General features: G+C 69.0%; 14 protein-coding genes. 8 read left to right on the top strand and 6 right to left on the bottom strand.

Translation table 11 applies throughout. From position 1 onward, the window contains the following. From VGV06_03595 to VGV06_03620, 6 genes are all read left to right on the top strand, one after another. On the top strand, positions 1 to 796 hold a 796-nt coding region (locus VGV06_03595), incomplete at its 5' end, for a branched-chain amino acid ABC transporter permease (protein HEV2054240.1). Beyond that, the gene (locus tag VGV06_03600; GenBank protein HEV2054241.1) at positions 793 to 1,755 is read left to right on the top strand and encodes a branched-chain amino acid ABC transporter permease; all 963 of its coding nucleotides are present in this window, start codon (positions 793 to 795) and stop codon (positions 1,753 to 1,755) included. The genes VGV06_03595 and VGV06_03600, both read left to right, overlap by 4 nt. Continuing rightward, positions 1,742 to 2,494 carry an ABC transporter ATP-binding protein gene (locus tag VGV06_03605; GenBank protein HEV2054242.1) on the top strand — a complete coding sequence of 251 codons (753 nt, stop codon included), beginning with the start codon at positions 1,742 to 1,744 and terminating at the stop codon, positions 2,492 to 2,494. The genes VGV06_03600 and VGV06_03605 overlap by 14 nt, the downstream gene beginning before the upstream one ends. Further along, entirely contained in the window at positions 2,491 to 3,189 is a 699-nt protein-coding gene (locus VGV06_03610) for an ABC transporter ATP-binding protein (GenBank protein HEV2054243.1), read from the top strand. The genes VGV06_03605 and VGV06_03610 overlap by 4 nt, the downstream gene beginning before the upstream one ends. A 23-nt stretch (positions 3,190 to 3,212) precedes the next feature. Next, a complete protein-coding gene (locus VGV06_03615; protein HEV2054244.1) occupies positions 3,213 to 4,742 on the top strand; it encodes an AMP-binding protein in 1,530 nt (509 codons plus the stop codon). 61 nt (positions 4,743 to 4,803) lie between these two features. After that, complete coding sequence (locus VGV06_03620) at positions 4,804 to 6,405, top strand: adenylate/guanylate cyclase domain-containing protein (protein ID HEV2054245.1); 1,602 nt, start codon at positions 4,804 to 4,806, stop codon at positions 6,403 to 6,405. Positions 6,406 to 6,413: 8 nt separating this feature from the next. On the opposite strand, the gene VGV06_03625 is transcribed toward VGV06_03620, so the two are convergent. The 5 genes from VGV06_03625 to VGV06_03645 are packed head-to-tail and all read right to left on the bottom strand — an operon-like array spanning position 6,414 to position 9,553. Beyond that, positions 6,414 to 6,800 (bottom strand): FxLYD domain-containing protein, encoded by a 387-nt coding sequence (locus VGV06_03625; protein HEV2054246.1) that lies wholly within the window; start codon positions 6,798 to 6,800, stop codon positions 6,414 to 6,416. After that, positions 6,787 to 7,176, bottom strand: coding sequence for a hypothetical protein (locus VGV06_03630; protein HEV2054247.1), 390 nt, complete (start codon positions 7,174 to 7,176; stop codon positions 6,787 to 6,789). Before VGV06_03630 ends, VGV06_03625 begins: the two co-directional genes overlap by 14 nt. 56 nt (positions 7,177 to 7,232) lie before the next feature. Further along, positions 7,233 to 7,853: a hypothetical protein gene (locus VGV06_03635; GenBank protein ID HEV2054248.1), complete on the bottom strand. Its 621-nt coding sequence runs from the start codon at positions 7,851 to 7,853 to the stop codon at positions 7,233 to 7,235. A 57-nt stretch (positions 7,854 to 7,910) separates the two neighbouring features. Next, positions 7,911 to 9,134, bottom strand: coding sequence for an MFS transporter (locus VGV06_03640; protein HEV2054249.1), 1,224 nt, complete (start codon positions 9,132 to 9,134; stop codon positions 7,911 to 7,913). A gap of 5 nt (positions 9,135 to 9,139) precedes the next feature. Next, positions 9,140 to 9,553 (bottom strand): hypothetical protein, encoded by a 414-nt coding sequence (locus VGV06_03645; protein ID HEV2054250.1) that lies wholly within the window; start codon positions 9,551 to 9,553, stop codon positions 9,140 to 9,142. Positions 9,554 to 9,858: 305 nt separating this feature from the next. Here VGV06_03645 and VGV06_03650 point away from each other — a divergent pair, with 305 nt between their 5' ends. Together VGV06_03650 and VGV06_03655 are read left to right on the top strand one after the other, a co-directional pair. Next, positions 9,859 to 10,110 (top strand): DUF4242 domain-containing protein, encoded by a 252-nt coding sequence (locus VGV06_03650; GenBank protein HEV2054251.1) that lies wholly within the window; start codon positions 9,859 to 9,861, stop codon positions 10,108 to 10,110. 24 nt (positions 10,111 to 10,134) lie between these two features. After that, positions 10,135 to 13,299, top strand: a complete 3,165-nt coding sequence (locus VGV06_03655; protein HEV2054252.1) for an adenylate/guanylate cyclase domain-containing protein — start codon at positions 10,135 to 10,137, stop codon at positions 13,297 to 13,299. Positions 13,300 to 14,027: 728 nt separating this feature from the next. On the opposite strand, the gene VGV06_03660 is transcribed toward VGV06_03655, so the two are convergent. Then, positions 14,028 to 14,729 carry a hypothetical protein gene (locus VGV06_03660; GenBank protein HEV2054253.1) on the bottom strand — a complete coding sequence of 234 codons (702 nt, stop codon included), beginning with the start codon at positions 14,727 to 14,729 and terminating at the stop codon, positions 14,028 to 14,030. Positions 14,730 to 15,083 lie beyond the last annotated feature (354 nt).

Raw genomic sequence — 15,083 nt, forward strand, 5'->3', positions numbered from 1 at the left:
CATCATCATCGTCTGGAGCCCCGTCGGCATGAGCCAGCTCCCGCCGCCTCTGCTGCGGGGCGGCGTCAACCTCGGCATCACGTTCTACCCGAAGTACCGCCTCTTCGTGATGCTCGCGGCCGCGCTCCTCGTGCTCGCGCCACTCGGAGTCGGGCTCCTGGGCGTACTGATCGAGTACGGCGGGATCCGGCCGCTGTACAAAGCCGGCCACGACTATCAGCTCCTGCTCACGTTCGGGCTCTCGCTCATCGTCACGGAGGGCATCATCATCGTCTGGAGCCCCGTCGGCATGAGCCAGCTCCCGCCGCCTCTCCTTCGGGGCGGCGTCAACCTCGGCATCACGTTCTACCCGAAGTACCGCCTCTTCGTGATGGTCGCGGCCGCGCTTCTCGTATTCGGCGCCTGGCTCTTCCTCGAGAAGACGCGCTACGGGGCCATCATGCGCGCGGGCATCGAGGACAAGGAGATGGTCTCCCTCCTCGGCATCGACATCCACCGCCTCTTCACCGCGGCCTTCGCGATGGGCTGCGTCCTGGCCGGGATAGCCGGCGCCCTGACCGCGCCGATCCGGGGCCTGAACCCCTGGATGGGCGTGGACATGCTCGGCATCGCCTTCGTCGTCGTCGCGCTGGCGGGGCTCGGCAACCTGCTGGGCTCCATCGTGGCAGGATTGCTCGTCGGCGTGGCCCAGAGCCTCGTGGCGCTCTTCTGGCCCGAAGCCTCTGTAGCCGTCATCTTCGCCGTCATGGCGGCCGTCCTCCTCGTGCGGCCTCAAGGGTTGTTCGGCATCCGATGAGTGGGAGCACGAAGGCCTGGCTGGCCATCCTGGCCGCGGTCGTCCTGCTCCCGGTCTTCGTCCGGCACGCTATCGCCACCGAGATCTGGATCTTCGCGATCTTTGGGCTCGGCCTGAACCTGCTCATGGGCTACACGGGGCTGCTCTCGTTCGGCCAGGCCACGTTCTTCGGCTCGGCCGCGTACGTGGCCGGGTACCTGCTGAAGTACTACGGGGTCAACGTCCTGCTGGCGCTCGGCGTCGGCATCGTGGTGGGCGCCGTGTCGGCGGCCGTCGTCGGCTACCTCTGCGTCCAGCGCTCCGGCCTCTACTTCATCATGCTGACCTTCGCGCTGAACCAGATGTTCTACTTTACGGCCTACCAGTGGACGACGGTCACCGGGGGCGAGGACGGCATGCCCGGCATCCCGCGGCCGAGCGTTCTCGGGCTCGACATCCACGCCCCGCTCGCCTACTACGCGGCCGTTGCCCTGCTCTTCCTCCTCTCGCTCTGGGTCATGAAGCGCATCGTCGAGTCGCCGCTCGGCAAGATCTTGCAGGCCATCCGCGAGAACGAGCTGCGGGCTGAAGCCCTGGGCTACAACGTTCCTCGCGTGAAGCTTGCCGCCTTCGTGGTGGGCGGCGCCTTCTCGGGGCTGGCCGGAGTGCTCTACGCCATGCTCTTCGGCATCGTGCCGCTCGAATCCATCGGCTTCGTGTTCTCCGGCAATGTCGTCTTCGCCACGCTCATCGGCGGCTCGGGCTCCCTCTACGGGCCCGTGATCGGCTCGTTCGTGTTCATCTGGCTGTCGGAGTCGGTCAGCTCCATGTGGGCGCGCTGGCCGCTGCTGCTCGGCGTCGCGTTCGTGATCGTGGTGCTGTTTTTCCGGGGCGGGGTGGTCGAGGCGTGGGCGCGCTTCTGGGCGTGGCGCGCGGCGCATCGTGCCCCCGCCGCTACACAGGCCGATGCGTCTCATTAGAACCGGGTCGCTCACGAAGTCCTTCGGGGCGCTGACCGCGGTCAACGCGGTCACGCTCGAGGTCGAGGAGGGCTCGCTGCATTCGGTCATCGGGCCCAACGGCGCCGGCAAGACCACGTTCTTCAACCTGCTGACGGGACAGCAGGCGCCGACGTCGGGCCGGATCATCTTCGACGGGCGCGACATCGCGGGGACGCCGCCGCACGGTATCGCCCACCTCGGCATCGCGCGATCGTTCCAGCGCACCAGCATCTTTCCCACGCTGTCCATCCTGGACAACGTTTGGCTGGCGGCCTTTGCCCGGCAGGAGTCCTGGCGGGGACTCGCGTGGCGCCGGGCCGACCGTTACCCGGAGCTCACGCGGCGGGCGCTCGAGGTGCTGGGGGAGGTGGGGCTTGGCGAGAAGGCGAGCCTGCCGGCCCGCGAGATCTCTCACGGCGAGCAGAGGCAACTCGAGCTGGCCATCGCGCTGGCGGCTTCTCCTCGCCTCTTGCTGCTCGACGAGCCCGCCGCGGGGCTTTCACCGGACGAGACGCAAAAAATGGTCGCGCTCGTGCGGAAGTTCAAGGGCCGCTACACAATCATCCTGATCGAGCACAAGATCGACGTCGTGATGACGATGTCAGACCGGATCTCGGTCATGCATTTCGGCAGTGTGATCGCGGAAGGCACCCCGGCGGAGATCCAGCGGAATGCGGAAGTCCGCCGCGCCTACCTGGGGGGCATCGCGCCGCCATGATCCTCGACATTCGCGGCATCGACACTTACTACGGGCTCGGCCACATCCTCCACGGCCTCTCCCTGCGCGTCGGCGAGGGCGAGGTCGTGGCGCTCCTGGGGCGGAACGGCGCGGGCAAGACCACGACGCTGCGCTCCATCACCGGGCTCACGGCGCCACGGAGCGGCGAGATCAGCTACAAGGGCGCCAACATTGTTGGCCTCCCCGCTCACCGGATCTCTCGGCTCGGCATCGCGCTCGTGCCCGAGACCCGCGGCATCTTTTCCTATCTCACGGCGCGAGAGAATCTCGAGATCGCACGCCGGCCGGGCTCGCGATGGCCGATGGAGAGCGTGCTCGAGCGCTTTCCGAAGCTCCGCGAGCTGATGGACCGCAAGGGGCGCTTGCTCTCGGGCGGGGAGCAGCAGATGCTGGCCATCGCCCGCTCCCTGCTGACCGGGCCGGAGCTGCTCCTCCTGGACGAGCCGTCCCAGGGGCTGGCGCCGTTGGTGGTCGAGACGGTCATGGGGACGATTCGCGAGCTCAAGCGCGAGCGCGTCAGCATGCTGCTGGTCGAGCAGAACGCCGAGATGGCGCTCGGCCTCGCGGACCGCGTCTACATCATCGATCACGGCACCATCGTGTTCGAAGGCACACCGGACGCGCTCCGGGCCGACCACGAGATCACGACGACGTACCTTGGTGTAGGCGGCTGATGGCTCCGGTGTAGGCGGCTGAGATGGACATCCTGACCGCCCATGCCGCCCGCCACCCCGACAAGCCCGCGCTCATCGAGGGCGACCGGGTGTGGTCGTGGGCCGAGCTCGTCGAGCGCCGGAACCGCCTGGGCCACGCGCTCCTGGGGCTCGGGCTCGAGCCGGGCGCCACCGTCATCGTCTACGCCGCCAACTCGCTCGAGCACTATCTCGCCGGCACGGGCGCGCGGGCGGCCGGGCTCATCCCGGCGCCCATGAATCATCGGCTGGTGGCGGAGGAGGTCGCCTACATCCTCGACCACTCGGACGCCGCGGCCGTCTTCGCGAGCGACCAGTTCCTGCCGGTCTGCGAGGCTGTCCGCGCCGGGGCCCGGAAGGTCAGGCACTGGATCCTCATGGGCGCGGAGCGGCGCGACTGGGCCGTGCACCTCGACGATCTACTGGCGCAGGGGAGCCCCGAGCCCGTCGAGCTGCCGTCAGGCGCGGCCTTTGGCGCCTCCATCATCTATACGGGCGGGACTACGGGGAAGCCCAAGGGCGCGCTCCGCCGCGGCATCGACACGCAGGGGCTGATGGAGACGCTCCGGGCGATGGACCTTCTCGACCCGAACCACGTCCACCTGGTCGCGGGCCCCATGTACCACTCGGCGCCCGGCGGCCTCGCGCTCTACGCGCACATCGTCGGCGCCACGGTCGTGATCATGCCGAAGTTCGTCCCCGAGCGGGCGCTCGAGGAGATCCAGCGCCACCGCTGCACCAGCACCTTCATGGCCCCGACCCTGCTCAAGCGCATTATGGACCTGCCCGCATCCGTGCGGGCCCGCTACGACGTATCCTCCATGAGGGCCATCATCATGGCGGCGGCGCCCTGTCCGATGAACGTCAAGGAGGCCGTGGTCGAGTACTTCGGTCCCGCGCTCTACGAGTTCTACGGCTCGAGCGAGCTCGGCGTGAACACGGTCCTGAGGCCGGAAGACGTGCTGCGAAAGCCCGGCTCCTGCGGCCGCGCCGCGCCGGGCAAGGAGATCGCCCTTCTCGACGACGACGGCAACGCCGTGCCCGTGGGCGAGCCCGGCGAGCTCTACGTCAAGCACTTCTCCGGCATCCTCGACGAGTACTACAAGGATCCCGACGCGACCGCCCGGCTGCGCCGCGGGGACTGGTACTCGGTGGGCGACGTCGCGTATATGGACGCCGACGGCTTCTACTACATCTGCGACCGCAAGCGCGACATGATCATCTCGGCCGGCGTCAACATCTATCCCGCGGAGGTCGAGGACGCGCTCCACCGCCACCCGGACATCCAGGACGTGGCAGTCTTCGGCGTGCCGGACGACGACTGGGGCGAGCGCGTCCACGCCGCCGTCCAGCCTCGCCCGGCCGCGCGCCTCACCGCCGAGGGCGTCATCACGTTCGCGCGCCGGCACCTGGCCGGCTACAAGGTCCCGCGCGAGGTGACCTTCCACGACGACTTCCCGCGGGATGCCGCGGGCAAGCTCCTCAAGCGCGTGCTCCGCGAGCCCTACTGGGCCGGCCGGGCCACCCGTGTGTGAGCAGGTCCGATTGCGCGCCCCCCGATTGCACGTCGCGGACTGCCGCGGTACGCTCTAGCCCGTGAAGCTGCCCCCCGCCCCGCTCACCGTCAAGATCACGGTCCTCATCGTCGTGGTGCTGATCGTCGGCTTTGGCATCTCGACCATCCTATCCATCCAGCGCGAGGCCGACCTCCTAGTCGAGCAGAGCAAGATCGCCGCGCGCCGCCTCACGGCCGCGCTCACCGCCAACATCGAGGCCGCCATGCTCCAGGAGCGGCCCGACATCGCCCGGATGCAGATCCTCGAGATGCAGAAGAACACGCCGGTCGAGGGGCTGACCGTCTACCGGCGCAACGGCGTCGAGGCCTTTACCGACACGGACACGCTCCGGCAGGTCGCGAAGGAGGCCGACCTGCCGAAGGGCGTGATGGCGAGCATCGAGAAGATGGCGCGGCCGGCGGGGCCGCCGATGACCGGGCCGCTCTTCCAGCGGGCCGTCGACACGCTCAAGACCCAGGAGTCCATCGACAGCGTCAACGGGCAGATGCTCTTCACGCTGCACCAGCCCGTCGCCAACCAGGAGCGCTGCCAGGGCTGCCACGGCACCGACCACAAGGTCCGCGCCGTCGTGCGCGTGGCCACGTCCATGGAGCCCGTGCTGGCGGCCGTGCGCGAGCAGCGCAACCGGCAGACGCTGGTGGCGATCCTGACCATCTTCGTTGCCGCCGGTGTCCTCGCGCTGGTCATGCGGCGCGTGGTGGTGCGCCCCATCCAGGAGCTGGCGCAGGTGGCCCACAAGATCGGCGAGGGAGACTTCGCCGTGCGCGCGCGCACGACGTCGGGCGACGAGCTGGCGGGGCTGGGCTCGGCCTTCAACGACATGACCGAGCGACTGTCTACGGCCCAGCAGAGCCTCGAAACCCGCAACCGCGAGCTCGCGACCACGCTCGACGAGCTCCAGGCCTCGCGCCAGCGGCTCGAAGTGCTCGAGCAGCTCAAGGGCGAGCTGTCCAAGTTCGTGCCCGACGCCGTCAAGGAGCTGCTCGAGCGCGACCCGTCGGCGACCCAGCTGGAGAAGCACCAGGAGGAGGTCTCCGTCCTCTTCCTCGACATCGCGGGCTACACGCGTCTCTCCGAGCAGGTCGAGGCCAAGCGGCTGAACCAGCTCGTGCAGACCTACTTCTCGGCATTCCTCGAGATCATCCGCAAGCACCAGGGCGACGTGAACGAGACGGCGGGCGACGGGCTCATGGTCATCTTCCAGTCCAAGAGCCGCGAGCCCGGCCGCGGCCCCGTGGACCACGCGCTCAACGCCGCGCGCGCCGCCCTCACGATCCGCCAGCGCACCGTGGATCTGAACGAAGAGCACGCCGGTGTCTTTCCGTCCGTGGCGCTGCACATGGGCATCAACACGGGAGAGGCCTGGGTCGGCGCCACCAAGATCGGCGGCGCGGGGTCTCAGAGGTGGACGTTTACAGCGACGGGGCCCACGACCAACCTGGCCGCGCGCTTCGCGGGCTCGGCGCAGGGCGATGAGATCGTCGTCGGCCCCACGACCGCCGAGCGCGTCCGGGGCGCCTTCGTGCTGGAGAACCTCGGCGAGAAGAGCTTCAAGAACGTCTCGCAGCCGCTGCAGGTCTACCGCCTCATCCCCCCCGGGGTCTACGACAAGATCGCCTGACCCGCGCGCTACTGCCCGTTGCCGGCAGGGTCCCAGCCGATGATGCTGACGCGATATCCGACGCCGGTCTTCTCGAGGGGCACTTCGAAAGAGGTGCGGCTGAAGCTGCCGAGATAGCCCGGCGCGAGAGCGGTGGCGGTCGCGATAACCTGGCCCTGGGCGTCGAGCGTCTCGACCTGCAGGCGAATATTCGCGGCGCCGTTCCCGCGGGTGTTCTGGACGTAACCAGCGATCAGCGGCGAGCCCTTCTTCGTCTGGGCGGTCTCCCACGTCACCTGAAAACGGCCGTCGCTGAACGTGACGGCCATGTCCTGTTGCCGGACCTGGCCCTGGGCGGCGCAGGCGCCGAGCGTCACGGCCAGCAGCAGCGCGGGAAGTCGTCTACTGACCGCCACCACCGCACTTGTCCCACGACGCGATGCTGACGCGATAGCCCGGACCGGGCGCCCGGATCGGCTCCTCGAAGTAGACGTTGTCGAAGCCGCCGACGTAGCCTGGGATGAAGCCCATCCGCTGTGCGGTGACCTGCCCTTGCGCGTCGAGCGTTTCCACCAAGAGGCGCGGGATGCAGTAGCCGGACATGCCGCCGTACGTCGTGACGCGGCCCACGATGAGAGGCCGGCCCTTGCTGTCCTGGGTTGCCTGCCAATCGAGGGTAATAGTGCCCGAGTTGCCCGCCTGGGTGATGCTGTCGGCGCGCGCCAAGCTTGCGCCCAGCGACAGGAAGGAGGCCAGAAGCGCCGCGCCGATCGTCATCCGGGATGTGATCATGGAAACCTCCACGCCCTTTAGAAGCGCCGAGCGGACCGAAAGGTTCCGCGAGAAGCCTACATACGGAACAAAGGCCCCTCGCCCGGAGCGGGGCGCGGGGCGATGCGGCGGGCGATGAGCCGGGAGTGGCGCGTTATTTCGCGTAGGTAGTCGAGGATGGCGAGATACGCGCTCGAGGAGGCCGGGCGGCAGACGCCCTCGACCATGCGCTCTTCGTGGGCGCGGGCGTACTCGGTGGCGAGGTCCTGGAAGCGCATGCTCTCGACCTCGACGTGGCGGGTCAGCACCCGGTTGCCCGTCAGCGTCAGGTCGCCCGCGCACTCCAGCAGCTCGACCGCGCGTTCGAATAGCGCGTTGACCTCGCGCATCCCGCGCGCCGTGAAGGTCGTGCCCTCGGCCTCCATCAGCTGGCAGGCGCGGATGAGCCCGTCGATGGCGTCGGCGATGCGCTCGACGTGCGCGGGCACGAGCCGGAGCGGGGCTGCCTCGTCAGAACCGCCCACCAGCCGCTCGGTCAGCTCCTTCTCGGCCTTGTGGATGCCGCGGCCGAGCGCGGCGGCCGTGTCGAGCGCCACCCCGGAGGGCGCGCGGACGCCCGCCCACGTAAGCACGAGCATGTCGCGCGCGTCGCGGAACATGGGGACGAGGAGATCGCTCTGCAGCGGCGTTGTGAGCATCCTGGTCGATGCTAGCGCGCTCCGGCCACCTCGGCAAGCCCGAGGGCCGCAGGCCTGCTAGCGGCGGCCGCCCGCCATTCGGAGGGATTCTGGTGACGAGCGAAGCCGGGCCATGGCGAGCACGCCCAAGGCCGGCCCCAGGGCCAGCATGGCGAAGGCCCAGCTCCACCCGACCATGCGCACCACCGGCGGGATGAGCCAGATGGAGACCATGGTCAGCGCGAAGCCCACGCAGGTCTGCGCTGTGAGCGCGGTGCCCACGTAGACGGGCGGGGAGAGCTCCGTCACTGCCGTCGAGAACTGGGCCGAGTCGGCGATCACCGTGATGCCCCAGAACACGGCGAGAGCGAACGTGAGCGCCGGCGGCCCGCCGAACGAGAGACCGATCATCGCCGCGCAGAGGCCTGAGAGCGCCATGGCCGCCATCGTGAGCGCGGTCCTGCCCCAGCGGTCGGCGAGCGCGCCGCCTGCGTAGGCGCCGAACGCGCCGCCCAGCCCCATGGCGACGAAGGTCGCCGCCGGGGCGTTGAGCCCCAGGTAGCTGCCGCCGCCGCGGGCCTCGAGGCTCGCGGCCAGGAAGACGCCGAGCCAGGCCCACATCGGGTAGAGCTCCCACATGTGACCGAAGTAACCGAAGCACGCCAGGCGCGGTCCGCGCCCGCGAAAGACGGCGCCCGCCATGCGCAGATCGAAGCGCGCGGGCGGGAAGCGGTCGGGGCCCTCGGTGACGCAGAGCCAGACGAGCGCCGCCGCCGCGAGCGAGAGCCCCGAGGCCGCGAGCAGGGTCCCGCGCCAGGGCAGGTCGGTCATGCCGCGAATCAGGTGCGGCGCGGCCGAGCCCACGGTGAGCGCGCCCACGAGAATGCCGATGGCGAGCCCGCGCCCCTCGCGGAACCATGTGGCGACGATCTTCATGGCCGGCGGATAGGCGCCCGCCATGCAGAGGCCCGTCGCGAAGCGAAGCACGAGCGCGGGCGTGAGGCTCTCGATCCAGAGGGCGAGGGCCCCGTTGAGCGCGGCGCCCGCCACGGCGCTCCAGAGCATGAGCAGGCGGGGCGAGACGATATCGGGCAGGTTGGCGAGAGCCGAGCCCAGCGTGCCGAGGATGAAGCCCGCCTGGACGGCGATGGTCAGCCCCGCGCGCCCGCCGTCGCCGAGATCCCATTCGCGTGAGAGCGCGGGAAGCACGGCGGCGGCGCTGAACCAGAGCGACAGCGCGCCCAGCTCGGCCAGGGAGAGGAAGAAGAGCGCCCGCCAGCGTCCCTGGGCGGGATCAGCCACGCCGGCTACTTGGCGAGGGTGTAGCCGCGCGTTTCGAGACACGCATAGTAGGCTCGCTGGGTCTGGTTCAGGTCCTTGTCGTAGAGGTACGAGCCGCCGAGCGTGGCGCCGATTCCACCGCCCGCGATGGCGCCCACCGAGGCGCCCGTGCCGACGATGCCGCCGGCCGCGCCCGCCGCAGCGCCGAGACCCGCCCCTGCCGCCCCGCCGACGAGCAGGCCCACCAGGGCGCCCTCGGTCAGCGCCTTGTCGGGGTTGTAGTCGGTCTGCTTTTGCGCCTGGAGGTTGCAGTCGAACGTGTCGTTGTCCATCTGCTGGGCCGTCTGGCCCTTGGCGGGGGAGACGACGTACGTGGGAACTTGGCTGGCGCACCCGGCGACGAGGAACAACACCGCCAGGCACTCCGAAAGACAGCGCATGCGGCTCGTCATGACGCTACCGAGAATACCATCGTTCGGCGGGTTTGACTTGTCAGGCGCGCACTGACAGGATCGGCGCGAGATGCCACGGTTCATCCGCGCTGTGACAAGGGCCGCCGTGTCCGAGAACGGGCTTTATGTCAGCTATGCACCTGAGGCGGCCTCCGGAACCTCGCCTCCTGGTCCCGCGAGGCGTAGGCTTTCACCTGCGCAAATCGGCCGTCACTCTTGACCGTGGACGGTGGGTTGCCCTACACTCCGGCCACCAATCTGGAAGCGACCTCACACGCCTGAGGAGGCCCCCAATGCCGCTCTATCTCGACGTGCACAACAAGATCGACGGGTTGACGGGCGACGCGGTCAAAGACGCGCACCAGAAAGACCTCCAGGTCCAGCACAAGCACGGAGTCAATTACATCCGCTACTGGTACGACGAGGGCACTGGCAAGGTCTTCTGCCTCGTCGAAGCCCCCAGCAGGGAAGCGGCGGCCGCCGTCCATCGCGAGGCTCACGGTCTCCTGGCCGACGAGATCATCGAGGTGAAGGAAGGAGCCTAGCGGCGCCGGGCGCCACCCGCTTCGATGTCGTGTCCGCGGTGTCAGCACCCGAATCCGCCCGCAGCCAGGTTCTGCAGCAACTGCGGCGCCAGCCTTGCCGTCGCCTGCCCGGCATGCGGCCATGGCAACACCCCAGGGGGTCGCTTCTGCAACGGATGCGGTGAAGTCCTCGCTTCCCCGGCGACGACACCGCAGCGCGCCACGCCGGAGTCCTACACGCCGAAGCATCTCGCGGCTCGCATTCTGACCTCGCGTGGCGCGCTGGAGGGTGAGCGCAAGCAGGTCACCGTCCTCTTCGCCGACCTCAAGGGCTCCATGGAGCTGCTCGCCGACCGTGATCCCGAAGAGGCGCGTCGCATACTCGATCCGGTCCTTGAACGCATGATGGAAGCCGTCCACCACTACGAGGGCACCGTCAACCAGGTCATGGGCGACGGCATCATGGCTCTGTTCGGTGCTCCCCTCGCCCATGAGGATCACGCGCTGCGCGCCTGCTATGCGGCTCTCCGCATGCAAGAGCGTGTGCGCCCTTATGGCGACGACATGCAGCGCACGCACGGCGTCCCGATCCAGATTCGTGTCGGGCTCAACTCTGGCGACGTGGTGGTGCGGGCGATCGAAAGCGACCTTCACATGGATTACACCGCCGTGGGTCAGACGACCCACCTCGCGGCCAGGATGGAGCAGATGGCGAAGCCGGGCTCCGTCCTCCTGACTCCCGGCACCCTCCGGCTCGTCGAAGGCCACGTCCGCGTGAAGTCGCTCGGGCCCGTGTCTGTCAAGGGGCTCGGCGAGACCGTCGAGGTCTTCGAGCTCGCCGGCGCCGCCTCGACCCGGACGCGACTTCAAGTATCCGCCGGCCGGGGTCTCACGCGGTTTGTCGGACGCGACGCGGAGATGGATCAGCTGCGCGTCGCCCTCGAGCGGGCCGGCGCTGCACATGGTCAGGTGGTCGCGCTCGTCGGCGAGCCCGGCGTAGGCAAGTCTCGCCTCGTGTGGGAGCTTGCCCACTCGCACCGGACGGCTGGCTGGCTCACGCTCGAGGCGAGCCCCGTCTCCTACGGCAAGGCGTCCAGCTTCCTACCCGTCGTCGATCTCCTCAAGGGCTACTTCGGGGTAGAGGACAGGGACGACCCCCGACGCGTGCGCGAGAAGCTCATCGGACGACTCCTGGCGCTCGACGAGAGCCTGCGGCCCGCGCTCCCGACCCTCGAGGGCCTCCTCGACGTTCCCGCGGAGGATGCCGCCTGGACGGGTCTGGGCGTCGAACAGCGCCGGCGACGCGTGCTCGACGCCGTCAAGCGCCTGGTGCTGCGCGAGAGCCAGGTGCAGCCCTTGCTGCTCGTTTTCGAGGACCTCCACTGGGTCGACGCGGACACCCAGGCGCTACTCGACGACCTCGTCGAGAGCTTGCCGTCGCACCGGCTGCTCCTGCTCGTCAACTATCGGCCCGAGTATCGGCACGGCTGGGGCGGTAAGACCTACTACGAGCAGATCCGCCTTGACCCGCTCCCGCCGGAAACGGCCGAGTCCCTCCTCGCGAGCCTCCTCGGGGCCGACGCCACGCTGGCACCTCTCAGGTCCATCCTGATCGAGCGCGCCCAGGGCAACCCGTTTTTCCTCGAGGAGAGTATGCGCGCCCTGGTAGAGACGGGAGTCCTGGCTGGCGAGCCCGGCAACTACCGCCTCGTGAAGGCGATGCAGGTCGCCCAGGTGCCCGCCACTGTCCAGGCCATCCTCGCGGCGAGGATCGACCGTCTCCCGCCTGAGGACAAGGCCATACTCCAGACGGCATCGGTCATCGGCAAGGATGTCCCGCTCGCCCTGCTGCGGGCGATCACCGCTGTCTCCGAGGACGATCTGGTCGGAACGCTCGGGCGGCTGCAGTCGGCGGAGTTCCTGTACGAGACGCGGCTTCTCCCAGATGCCGAGTACACGTTCAAGCACGCGCTCACCCACGAGGTGGCCTACGCGAGCCTGCTCGGGGAGCGGCGGCGCGCCCTCCACGCGAGCGTGGTGAACGCGATCGAAGGCCTCTATGCCGATCGGCTCGCCGAACATCACCCCCGACTCGTCCACCACGCCTTCCGAGGCGAGGTCTGGAGCAAGGCGCTCACATACCTGAAAGAGCTGGGAGAGGTTGCCTCTCCAGCCGAGATCGACCGGGTGTTGGGCCGAGGTCCGGAGAACGCAGGCCAGCTCTGGTGGGCAGGCGAGCACGAGCGCGCCGTCAAGACCGCCGAGCGCGACCTCGCGGTCGCTTCCTCGTTCGGAGACTTCGCCATGCGTATCGTGTCGGGCTGCCGTCTTGGTCAGGCGCATCATGCCCTCGGCAACTATGGGCGGGCAGTGGATCTATTTCATCAGACGGTGGCCTCCCTCCACGGGGACCTCGTCCAAGAGCAGTTCGGCATGGCGGCCTTTCCCTCAGTGTGGGCACGCTCGTGGTTGGCCTGGTCCCTCGCGGAGCGGGGCGAGTTCGCCGAGGGAGTGATGATCGGCGAAGAGGCTGTGCGGATCGCCGAGTCCGCCGATCACACCTACAGCCGGGTGCAAGCCGCGTTCGGGCTCGGGACTCTTTACGTGATCCAGGGGCGAGCCGACCTGGCCATCCCGATCCTGGAGCAGGGCCTGGTCCTCGCCCGGCTCGAGAACATCCGCTTCCTGATCCCCTTCATCACCGGGCCGCTCGGCGTCGCCTACTCGCTGGCGGATCAGCTCGACCGCGCGGTCGCCGTGCTGGAACAGACGGTCGCCCAGGCCGTCACGATGCGACTCGTGGCCAATCACGCGCTCCGGCTGGTCTGGCTCGGACAAGCCTATCTCCTCGCCGGTCAACGGGAATCCGCCCTGGACGTGGCCCGCCGGGCCCTGCACACCGCCGAGGAACGGCACGAGACCGGCCAGCGAGCCTACGCCCATCGCCTCCTCGGGGACATCGCCGCCAGCGCCGAGGAACCGGACATTCCAGCGACGCAGATGGCGTACCGCGAGGTGATTGGCCTCGCCGAGGTTCTTGCGATGCGGCCGCTTGTTGCCCACTATCACCTGGGACGCGGGACCCTGTGCTGCCGCACAGGAAGGCTGGACGAGGCCAGGGAGCACCTCACCATTGCCACCACGATGTACCGCGACATGGAGATGCGCTTCTGGCTGGACAAGGCCGAAGAGAAAAGGAGCGTGTTATAGGGGACGAGCGAAAGAGCCATTACCTGCCTGGTAATTGAGTTGCGCAGTGATCCCTCCCAGGATGCACGCCGCTGGCCGAAGACCGCCTCCGGCTCCTGGCCGACGGCTGCGTGCGGGTGGCGCTCAAGCGGGCCAGGCGCGATGGGCCGACGCAGCGGCTCTTCGAGCCGGTGGAGTTCTTGGAGAAGCTGGCGGCCTTGACGCCGCGGCCCGAGATCAACCTGGCGCTCTAACACGGCGTGCTGGCATCGAGGTCGCGCTGGCGCTCACAGGTCGTCCGCTACGGCCGCGCGGCCCCTGACGCCACCGCGTGCTCGCTCGAGACCAGCCCCCGCGCGGCCGGTACCCCGGACCCGTGGACCTGGGCCGCGCTGATGCGCCGCGTATTCGATCTCGCTGTCCTCGCCTGTCCCCGCTGTGGGGGCCACCCGCGCGTCATCGCCACCGTGCCCGTGGCGGCGCAGGACGGCCCGGGTGAGAGGGCGGTCGCGGTGCCGACGCTCGCCTTCGCCCCGGTGACGCGCGCAATGCCGGGTGTCAGGCTGGCGCCCGCAGGACAGGCCGCATGTCGCCCACCCGTATCGCGCGTCGAGGGAGCCGAGGGAACAGCGTGTGTCCGGCCTTCTATGAAGCGGCCGGCCGTGTCAAGCCGTCGGGTCTCCCTATGTGTCGTTTGTCTTGTCCACTGCTGAGGTCGTGTGCAGTGGCGTCCGGTCTCGCGAGGTTCATCAGCCTTCTATTCGCGCTCGGCTGGGGCGAGGGCGTGAGCGCTCACCGGACGGTCCAGTCACTCCCTCGAGAACCGTGGCGACCGGTCCAGGAAACTGAGCGGGGCGGGGCTCGTACACGCTGCCATCCCGGAGGGGCGCATAGAGGATGCCCGCCAACCGGCGGGCAAGCGCGACGACGGCGACCTGCGTGCCGCGGCGCGCGGCGATGCGCAGCGCCCAGCTCCAAAGCGCCGCGGCCGCGGGCGGGCGGCGCCGGAGAATGGAGACGACCGCTTGAATCAAGAGCCACCGGGCGTGGGCGTGGCGGACGCGCTGGACATCATCGAGGGTGGCGACGAAGGCGGTGGCGGTGACCGGGCCGATGCTGGGGACGGTGCGCAGACGCTGGACGCGCGCATCGTGGGCGGCGCGCTGATCGATCGCTGCGTCGGAGTACGCGAGCTGGGCGTTGAGGTGGCGCATGATCGCCAGCACGGGGGCAATCGTGGAGCACAGCCGGCCCGGCAACGTCATGGCGGCGACCCGCTGCACACACGCCTCGGCGCTGCCGGAGGGCGCGCGGGAGCCCTGCTGGCGGAGGAGAGCGCGGATCAGGGAGATAGAGCGCGCCCGGGGCCGCTCCCCGAGCACGGCCGCGAAGCGCTCGGGCTCGGTGCGGATCCGTTGCTCGATCAGCTCGCCCCCCCCGCCAGAATACAAATCTGGCTTTCCTTCTTGTGCACGTCGATGCCAAGATGGTCCATGGCTGGCCTCTCCTCTCTGCGGCGTTGACCGCGGTGTGCCCTTGTGGGACAGCCTAGGCCACCACGTCAAGCGAGAGGCCGGCCGCTTCATCCTATCTATGCGCACGCCCCGGCCCAGTATCAGCGCGTCACCGCCCAGGAGGTCCACGACGCCTTCGCGCGCTACGACCGCCCCGACGCCCGCTTCCGCTTCGTCATCACCCCGCGTCCCTAAGGAGACACTGAGATGAAGAACGTGCAGATGACGGTGGCCGGGAACATTCTGACGATCACGGTGGACTTGACCAAAGAGTTTGGGCCGTCTTCGTCC

The organism is Candidatus Methylomirabilota bacterium (genome assembly GCA_035936835.1).
Classification (GTDB): domain Bacteria; phylum Methylomirabilota; class Methylomirabilia; order Rokubacteriales; family CSP1-6; genus AR37.